7 protein-coding genes are annotated in these 8,689 nt (G+C 31.0%); all 7 read left to right on the top strand.

Annotated features, from left to right (window positions below):
* The first annotated feature begins 2 nt into the window (after nt 1-2).
* The 7 genes from AB2369_RS08540 (at nt 3) to AB2369_RS08570 (ending at nt 7,818) form a co-directional block, all read left to right on the top strand.
* The gene (locus tag AB2369_RS08540) at nt 3-155 is read left to right on the top strand and encodes a hypothetical protein (protein ID WP_367666064.1); all 153 of its coding nucleotides are present in this window, start codon (nt 3-5) and stop codon (nt 153-155) included.
* 204 nt (nt 156-359) lie between these two features.
* Complete coding sequence (locus tag AB2369_RS08545; protein WP_367666065.1) at nt 360-962, top strand: sugar transferase; 603 nt, start codon at nt 360-362, stop codon at nt 960-962.
* A gap of 51 nt (nt 963-1,013) precedes the next feature.
* Complete coding sequence (locus AB2369_RS08550; protein ID WP_367666059.1) at nt 1,014-2,219, top strand: hypothetical protein; 1,206 nt, start codon at nt 1,014-1,016, stop codon at nt 2,217-2,219.
* Between the two features lies 1 nt (nt 2,220).
* Nucleotides 2,221-3,387 (top strand): glycosyltransferase family 4 protein, encoded by a 1,167-nt coding sequence (locus tag AB2369_RS08555; RefSeq protein WP_367666060.1) that lies wholly within the window; start codon nt 2,221-2,223, stop codon nt 3,385-3,387.
* Nucleotides 3,388-3,389: 2 nt separating this feature from the next.
* Entirely contained in the window at nt 3,390-4,559 is a 1,170-nt protein-coding gene (gene cps2T / locus AB2369_RS08560; RefSeq protein ID WP_367666061.1) for a beta 1-4 rhamnosyltransferase Cps2T, read from the top strand.
* 1 nt (nt 4,560) lies between these two features.
* On the top strand, nt 4,561-5,400 hold the full coding sequence (locus tag AB2369_RS08565) for a glycosyltransferase family 2 protein (protein ID WP_367666062.1): 840 nt from the start codon (nt 4,561-4,563) through the stop codon (nt 5,398-5,400).
* A gap of 222 nt (nt 5,401-5,622) precedes the next feature.
* Nucleotides 5,623-7,818: an Ig-like domain-containing protein gene (locus tag AB2369_RS08570; RefSeq protein ID WP_367666063.1), complete on the top strand. Its 2,196-nt coding sequence runs from the start codon at nt 5,623-5,625 to the stop codon at nt 7,816-7,818.
* Nucleotides 7,819-8,689: the final 871 nt, after the last annotated feature.

Raw genomic sequence — 8,689 nt, forward strand, 5'->3', positions numbered from 1 at the left:
ATATAGGACTTCAAGCTTATAAACAGCAGGATCCTGCCATGGCTTATAAGCTAAGAAGTGGTGAGATATTTGATGAGATGATAAAGAATATAAAAAATCATGTAGTTAAATATATATTCAGCATAGAGATAGAGAATAAGGTAAATGTAAGCTAAAAGGTTACTTATGTGTACCTGGTATAGTTATTTCCCAAGAAATAGCTATATTACTATAATTATCAGAAAAGTAACTTTTTAGTAGAAAATATATGGTAAACTGTCTTAGTAATATATATTTTCAAAAATTTAGGTGGTGATTAAGTGCAAAAAACAGAACAATATATAAAAGAAACCGTGTTTAGGGGTAATATAAAGGATAGTATGGGATATGTTATATGTAAAAGATTAATGGATATAATAGGAGGAGTTTGCGGATTAGTAATATTATCACCAGTTCTAATAATAGTTTCCTTATTAATTAAGCTAGACTCCAAGGGACCTATAATATTTAGTCAAAAAAGGGTAGGAAAGAACGGTAAAGTATTTGATATGTATAAACTTAGATCTATGGTGTTAATTGCTGCGGAGCTAAAATCGACTCTTATAGATAAAAATGAAATGTCAGGACCTATGTTTAAAATGAAGGATGATCCTAGGGTAACTAAAATAGGGAAGTTTATAAGAAAAACAAGTATAGATGAGTTACCTCAACTTATAAATGTTTTAAAGGGAGATATGTCTTTAGTTGGTCCAAGACCTAATTTACCTAAGGAAGTACAAGCTTTTAATTCATGGCAGAGACAAAAGCTATTAGTAAAACCAGGCCTTACTTGTTATTGGCAAGTCATGGGAAGAAATGAAATAGATTTTGAGGAATGGATGGAGCTTGATGTAAAGTATATTAAAGAAAGAAGCCTTTGGGTGGATATTAAGCTAATATTTAAAACAGTTTTCGTACTATTTGGAGATAAGAATGCTAGTTAAAGGTTAGATTTTCATGTGGTTTATCTATATATGGATTAGGAGGAGGTATATATGGAATTAGTAGTTGCACTATTATATTTTTTTAGGGAAGCTTTTGGGAATGTAACCATAAAAGGAGTTTTCCTTTCAGGAAACGCAGATTTATTTTATTTTTTATCCCTTTATTACTTCTTCTTTTATTTCTTTAAAAAAGAAACTAGTAAAAATAAAAAACAAATATTTCTATGGATTGTGCCACTAATAATATACGCTATGATACAAATAGTGTTTTTAGGTGGGGTAAGTATACCAAAGATGGTGATAAATATTGGAAAGATAGTACTTTGCATTGGGGTTATGTATCTTACCATAAATAAGGCTAGTAAATTCAATATAAAGAAATTCTTGGTGTATATAAGCCTAATGTATGCAGCATCCATTCCTTTAGCTTTAATCTTTAGAAATACTTTTATATGGAGACATGGGGATGTGGTTAATAAATACTCCTTATCTAGGCTTCAACTTTTTTATATGGAACCCAGTGAGCTTGGATTTCATTTAGCCATTATTATAATAATCCTTTTAGCTATGGTTTTATATGAGAAGAATATAAAACATAGGAACATATTTATAGGAGCTATTATTGTAAATCTTATGGTATTAGCTATGGCAAGACCATGGGGATCTATAGTAACTTTATTAGCAAGTATAGTGTTCATGGTAGGAGTATATGTTATTTTAAATCCTTCAAAAAAGTCCTTTAGAATAGCAGGAGTTTTTCTTATAGGAATAATTTTAGTTGTGGGATTCAGTGCTGCAGCTAAAAATTCTCTATATATGAGAGCTGTAGATACAATTCAAGGGAAGGATTTATCCAATTGGTACAGGGTAAATACCTCAGTTAGATTAACTAACATGATGTTTAATGATACTAGTGGCCTTGGAGTAGGTTTTGGAAATCTAAATACTGACCTTGTACGGGAGAACTATACTGTTTGGGGTCTTGTAAGTGTAATTCCAAACTCTATACTTTATGAGATTGCGGAGACGGGAATTCTTGGAATAATAGGCATATGGGGTCTCTTCACAGCCCTTATGTATAAGTGCTTTAAAGATAAATCATTAATAAAATGGGGACTATTAAGCTTTATATTCCTATATCAAGTTTTTGGAGGTCATTTTACTAACCCTTTAAATTGGATGATATATGGATTCATATTCAGTAGCTTTAATGATGAAAAAGCCCTAAGCTACAATACTTTAATAAAAGGAGAGTAACATGAAAAATATTTTATACCTCCATGCAGGAGCAGAGCTATATGGAGCAGATATAGTACTTCTTCAGCTGATGAAGAACCTAGATAAGGAAAAATACAAGCTTCATATTATACTTCCTTGTGATGGACCTTTAGTTAAGGAAATGGAGAACATAGGAGCAAAGGTTAGTGTATTAGAATACCCAATACTTAGGAGAAAATATTTTAATCCTAAGGGAATTATAGATTATGCTATAGAGTTTAAAAGAAACGTAAAAATATTAAAAAAATATTGCTTAGATAATAACATTGAGGTAGTACATTCAAATACCATGGCAGTTTTAGAGGGAGCAGCCTTAAAAAGAGCCTTAGATATACATCATGTATGGCACATTCATGAAATAATAACAAAACCTAAGGTGATAAATAAGTTCTTATGTAAGGTTATTTCTAAAACAGCTAATAGAGTTATTGCAGTTTCCAATGCAGTAAAGAATCATCTTTTAGACACAGGATATTTTAAAACCACTCCAGTGGATGTTATATATAACGGAATAGATAACACAGTGTTTAACGAGAATAATAAGGTGGATTACTTAAAAGAAGAATATAACATAAAGGAAGATGAGGTAGTAGTTGGACTTATAGGAAGAGTTAATTCATGGAAGGGACAAGAAAGTTTCCTAGAAGCATTAAATCATGTTCTTCCTAAATACCCTAAGGCTAAGGCCATGATGGTAGGGGGAGTATTTCAGGGAGAAGAGTGGAGAATGGAATCCCTTAAAGAGAAGGTAGAGAATAGTCCAGCAAAAGACAGAATAATAGTTGAGGATTATAGAAGTGATACTAAAAATGTTCATTGTCTTTATGATATATTTGTTCTTCCATCTATTCAGCCAGATCCTCTTCCAACAGTGGTTCTTGAGGCTATGGCATCAGGAAAGCCAGTTATTGGATATAGACATGGCGGTGTCACTGAAATGGTGAAGGAAAACTACAATGGGTTATTTGCAGAAGTATGTGATCCAGAGGATTTAGGGAAGAAGATAGAAGTTTTACTTAATGATAAAAATCTAAGAGAAACCTATGGTAAAAATTCATGTACAAGACAAAGAGAGAGCTTTTCACTGGAGAGTTATGTGAGAAACTTTGAAAAAGTATACGATATAAGAAGTGAACGGGAGAGGTAGTTATGAAAGATGTTTTCATAATAGGTTCAAAAGGAATTCCAGCTAATTATGGTGGTTATGAAACTTTTGTACATAAATTAACAGAACTTAAGAAGAGTAAAAATATAAGATATCATGTGGCATGTATGGCTAAGGATGATAAGGAATTTCAATTTAATGGAGCTAGATGCTTTAATGTGAATACTCCAGAAGTAGGCCCAGGAAAAGCAGTGGTTTATGATATTAAGGCCATAAAGAGAGTGTATAAATACGTTAAAGATAATGATATAAGGGATGGAATATTATATATATTAGCCTGTAGAATAGGACCTTTTTTATTATTTTATAAGAGAAAGCTTGAAAGTATTGGAATAAAGGTTTATATCAATCCTGACGGTCATGAATGGAAAAGAAGCAAATGGAATTACTTTATAAAAAAGTATTGGAAGATTTCTGAAAGGCTTATGATAAAAAAAGGAGATCTTATAATATGTGATTCTAATGGTATAGAAAGCTATATAAAATCAGAGTATTCATCATATAAACCTAGGACAACCTTCATAGCCTATGGAGCTGATGTAAAAGAAGAAGATTATAATAAAGAGGATCATGACAGATTAGAAAAGTGGTATGAAAGACATAACCTTAAGGAAAAAGAGTATTATTTAATAGTTGGAAGGTTTGTACCAGAAAATAACTATAAGCTTATGATTGATGAGTTTATGAAAAGTAATTCTCCTAAGGATTTAGTTATAATAACTAATGTGGAAAAGAATAAGTTTTATAATAATTTACTTGAAACCACAGATTTCACAAAGGATAAAAGAATAAAGTTTGTAGGAACCATATATGATGAGAAGGTATTAAAGCTTATAAGGGAGAAATCCTTTGGCTATCTTCATGGTCATGAGGTTGGAGGAACTAATCCTTCACTTCTAGAGGCGCTAGCTACTACAGAGGTTAATATACTTTTAGATGTGGTGTTTAATAGAGAGGTAGCTTTAGATAGCGCTGTTTATTTTAATAAGGAGGAAGGCTCTCTTAAGAATACCATTGAGAAAGTGGAAAAGCTTTCAGAAATTAAAAGAAAAGAACTAGAAAGTGAAGCTAAGAATAGAATTTTAGGAAATTATTCTTGGGATTATATAATAGATAGGTATGAGACCTTATTTCTTAATAATAAGGGGTGGTAAGGTGAAAATTTCATTAATTGTTACTACATACAATAGACAAAAGGAAATGGAGAAACTTTTTAACACAATAAGAGATAATAAATATGATAATTTAGAAGTTATAGTGGTAGATCAAAGTTCCAATAACTCAATTAAAGAGCTTTGTGATTATTTTAAAAAACAACTTTGTATTAAGTATGTAAAGGCTGGTAGAATGTCTTTATCTAAGGCACGAAACCTAGGAATAAAATCTGTCACAGGGGAACTTATAGGGTTTCCAGATGATGATTGTTGGTATGAAGAAAACTTTTTAAATGAAATTTCTAAGATATTTGAAGATGAGAATATTCATGCCATATGTACAGGGGTATATGACCCTATAAACAATATACCCTATAGTAGCATAGAGTCAAAAACTCCTGTGGTAAAGATAAATTCCTTTAATGTGTTTAAATACACCACCTCTGTTGGGATTTTCATAAGAAAAGACATCATAAGCTTTTTTGATGAGAATCTTGGTATAGGGGCTAAGTGGTATGGAGGAGAGGATATAGATTATACCCTAAGACTTCTTCATAATAATAAGAATCTATATTATTACAATGAACTTAAGGTTTATCATTTATATAATCCAGATTATGTGAATATAGAAAAAGAGTTTAAATATACCATAGGATATGGAGCAGTTATAGGTAAGGCATATAGATATTATAATTTTAAGCTAAGTGCTTTATTTAAATATTATTCAGTTTTATTTAAATTCAAGTTATATTCTTTAGCAGGGATAAATAAAGAGTTATATAATACAAGAATCTCTGGAATGAAAAAGGGATTTAAGGAATATAGACAGTCATCCGATTAATTAATTGGATGGCTTTTTATTGTTTAAAAACAAATTTAAACTAATTATTACAAAAAATAGGTTCTGCATTGTTGACATTGGTAAAATACAACATATATAATCAATATGTACACGGTAGGATTTATTCTCTTTTAAGGAAATTTGTTGAATTATGTCACACAAGTTTCAGAGGGACTTAAGGAGAATATAAAATTCCTAAAATTCAAAGAAAGGATGGGGGAAATGAAAAAATTAATAAGAGGGTTATCTTTATTTTTAGTTCTAGTATTTACATTCACATTTATACCGACCTATAGTAAGGCTTCTGCATCCATGTCAGATAGGATGTGGATAGAGTCACCAGGAGAAGGTGTAAATATATCAGAAAATACCATTGATATATATGGATGGGTATTAAGTAATAGTGGAGCAGAAGAGGCGAACTTCTACTTAAATGGTAAGCTAGTTGGTTCTTCAAAGGTGAACATTGAGAGACTTGATGTGGAATCTGCTTATCCAGGATATATAAATGGAAAGAATAGTGGCTTTAGCTATGAATTACCTTTAGATAATGCTCTTAAGGGAAATAATAAGATAACAGTAGAGGTAGTATCAAAGGATGGATCAAAGCAAAAACAAGAGAGAAACATAAAAGTAGCTAAGAAAGATTCCATCATGTGGGTTGAAGCACCAGCTAATTATTCAAATGCATCTAAAAATGGTGTAGATGTTTATGGATGGGCATTAAACCCTTCAGGAATAAAGGAAATAAAAATTCTTTTAAATGATAAGTTTATAGAAAGTACCACTGCTTCCATTGAAAGACTGGATGTGGATTCTATTTATCCAGGATATGTAGGTGGAAAAAATAGTGGCTTTAAATATAACTTAAGCCTGAAAGACTCTAAGGATGGAGTGAATAAAATAACTGTACAAGCTGTTGGAAACAATGGTGAAGTGAAAAGCGAAGATAGATTTGTAAATGTTAAAAGACTACCATCTAAAATGTGGATAGAAGGTCCAGCTTCAGGGGTGGAATTAACTGAGAACACATCTATATATGGATGGGCATTAAACGATTCAGGTATAAAAGAGGTAAGAGTATATTCTGATGGAGTACTTATAGATAAGGCAAAACACGGACTACCTAGAGAAGATGTAAATAAGGTTTTTCCAGGTTATGTAGAGGGAGCTAAAAGTGGGTTTAGTTATGAATTAGATCCAGGAAAGTTCTCCTTAGGAAACCATAGAGTTACCATAGAAGTTGAAGGAAACAATGGAGAAAAGCAATCAATGTCTATAGAAATAAAGGTTAAGAGAAAACCTTTAAGAGCTAATGTAGAAACAGTTTATGAAAATATGAACTTAGATTCTAATAGTTTAAAGATTGCAGGATGGGCTTTAACTGATACTTCTATAAAAGATATAAAGATATATGTTGATAACACATATGTAGGAGATGCTATAAAGGATATATTAAGGGATGATGTAAAGGAAGCATATCCAGGATATAAGAATGGAGAATATCCAGGATTTGAGTATTTACTAGATACATCTCGTCTGCCTATAGGAGAGCATGCTATAAAGGTTGTAATTACTGATGAGGTTGGAGAAACCCTAGAGAAGGTAATAAAAGTACTAATGGGTGGACAAGTTACCTATAAGGAATATCCAAAATCTTTAGATTTCTATGCTGATATACAACTAAGACCAGGGGCAGCTCCTATAATATCAGATCCTTCATCCCCATCAAGATGGAGAACTCCAACCCTTGAGGAAGTTAAGTATTATATGAATCCAGATAACTTTATCAATGATCCGGTTGGAAAATATATGTTCTTAAAGCTTAACTATACAGAGGGAATAACAGCAGAACATATAAATATATTACTTAAAGGCAAGGGAGTATTAGAAGGCAAGGGTGAAGTATTTGTAGAGGCTGGAAGAAGAGCAAATGTAAATCCTATATACCTAGTATCTCACTCCTTACTTGAAACAGGAAATGGAACTTCCAAATTAGCAAGAGGAACTATTGTTAATAAACTTCATAGGAAAGAATACACTACTGATGAGAATGGAAATAAAGTAGCAATAAAGGTCTTCGAGAAGGATGTACCTGCTAGACTAGTGTATAATGTATTTGGAATAGGTGCTTTTGATGATGATGCAAATTTCTGGGGAGCTGACAGAGCTTACAGAGAAGGCTGGGTAACCGTTGATGATGCTATAATAGGTGGAGCAAAGTGGATAGCCAAAAATTATATATCAATTGGACAAGATACTTTATACAAGATGAAATGGGATTTTGATACCACAACAATGTGGCACCAGTATGCTACAGATGTAGCGTGGGCACAAAAACAAACCATTAGAATAAAGAATCTTATTAGCCAATTAAGAAATCCAGTTCTTCAATTTGAAGTACCAAAGTTTAAATAAGAATCTTTAAGATATTAATAAATGTTAAATTCAAGAGATTTAGCTAATAGAACGAATCTTCCTTCAGATGGTGATTTTTCCACCATCTGAAGGTTAGATGAGTTAATCTAGGGGCGTATAAACTGTAACACCCCACCTTTTAAGAGGATGGGGGTTTTACAGTTTATAGCCATCAGCTAAATGAAAAAATAGAGAAGTACCCTATGAGAATGATTTGAGAAAATCAATCCATAGGGTATTTTCATAACTTAAAAATCATGTTAAGAGAAACCATTAAGAATCTGTTAAAGTATATGATGTTTTAATGTTTTTTTATGTGATAAAAATCTTTAGAAGATATAGGTATTAGCATATATGGAGAATATGTGTCTTCAACTTTAAGAGAGGGAATTAAAGGGGTGGTGTCATTTTTAACCATTTTATTTCTTTGTAGAATAGTTTATAATCTTCTAGTTAACTTTATAATCTCTATAGATAGAAGATAAGGGCATATAGTAAAATTTATAAGTATAACTTATGCACATCTTGAGATTTAACTAGCACAATAGGTTGATTTATATTATTATTTATATAAGAATATAGCAATGAATTATTGCTAATAATAATGATAATAGTAATAATAATAAGTTTACAAAATTGAAAACTAATAGTAAACTGTAATAGATTTTTTTATGCCATATATTGAATTCAATAAATAGGAAGTTATTTAAAGCTAAATATAATAGACAAATGTAATACACCATAGTATTACATAAAGACTTTAATAATATTAAATAAAAAGCTAATCATTAATAAAAAAAACTAAGATCTATATGTTAATATTATAAACAAAAATTTGTACAAACAGTATAATTAAAAATATATAAAATAC

This window comes from Clostridium sp. (genome assembly GCF_040797585.1).
Lineage (GTDB): Bacteria > Bacillota > Clostridia > Clostridiales > Clostridiaceae > Clostridium_Z.

Coding starts and splice junctions, on each gene's coding strand:
- cps2T (WP_367666061.1), top strand. CDS start 3,390: ATGAAAGATGTTTTCATAATAGGTTCAAAAGGAATTCCAGCTAATTAT.
- AB2369_RS08545 (WP_367666065.1), top strand. CDS start 360: ATGGGATATGTTATATGTAAAAGATTAATGGATATAATAGGAGGAGTT.
- AB2369_RS08550 (WP_367666059.1), top strand. CDS start 1,014: ATGGAATTAGTAGTTGCACTATTATATTTTTTTAGGGAAGCTTTTGGG.
- AB2369_RS08570 (WP_367666063.1), top strand. CDS start 5,623: ATGAAAAAATTAATAAGAGGGTTATCTTTATTTTTAGTTCTAGTATTT.
- AB2369_RS08555 (WP_367666060.1), top strand. CDS start 2,221: ATGAAAAATATTTTATACCTCCATGCAGGAGCAGAGCTATATGGAGCA.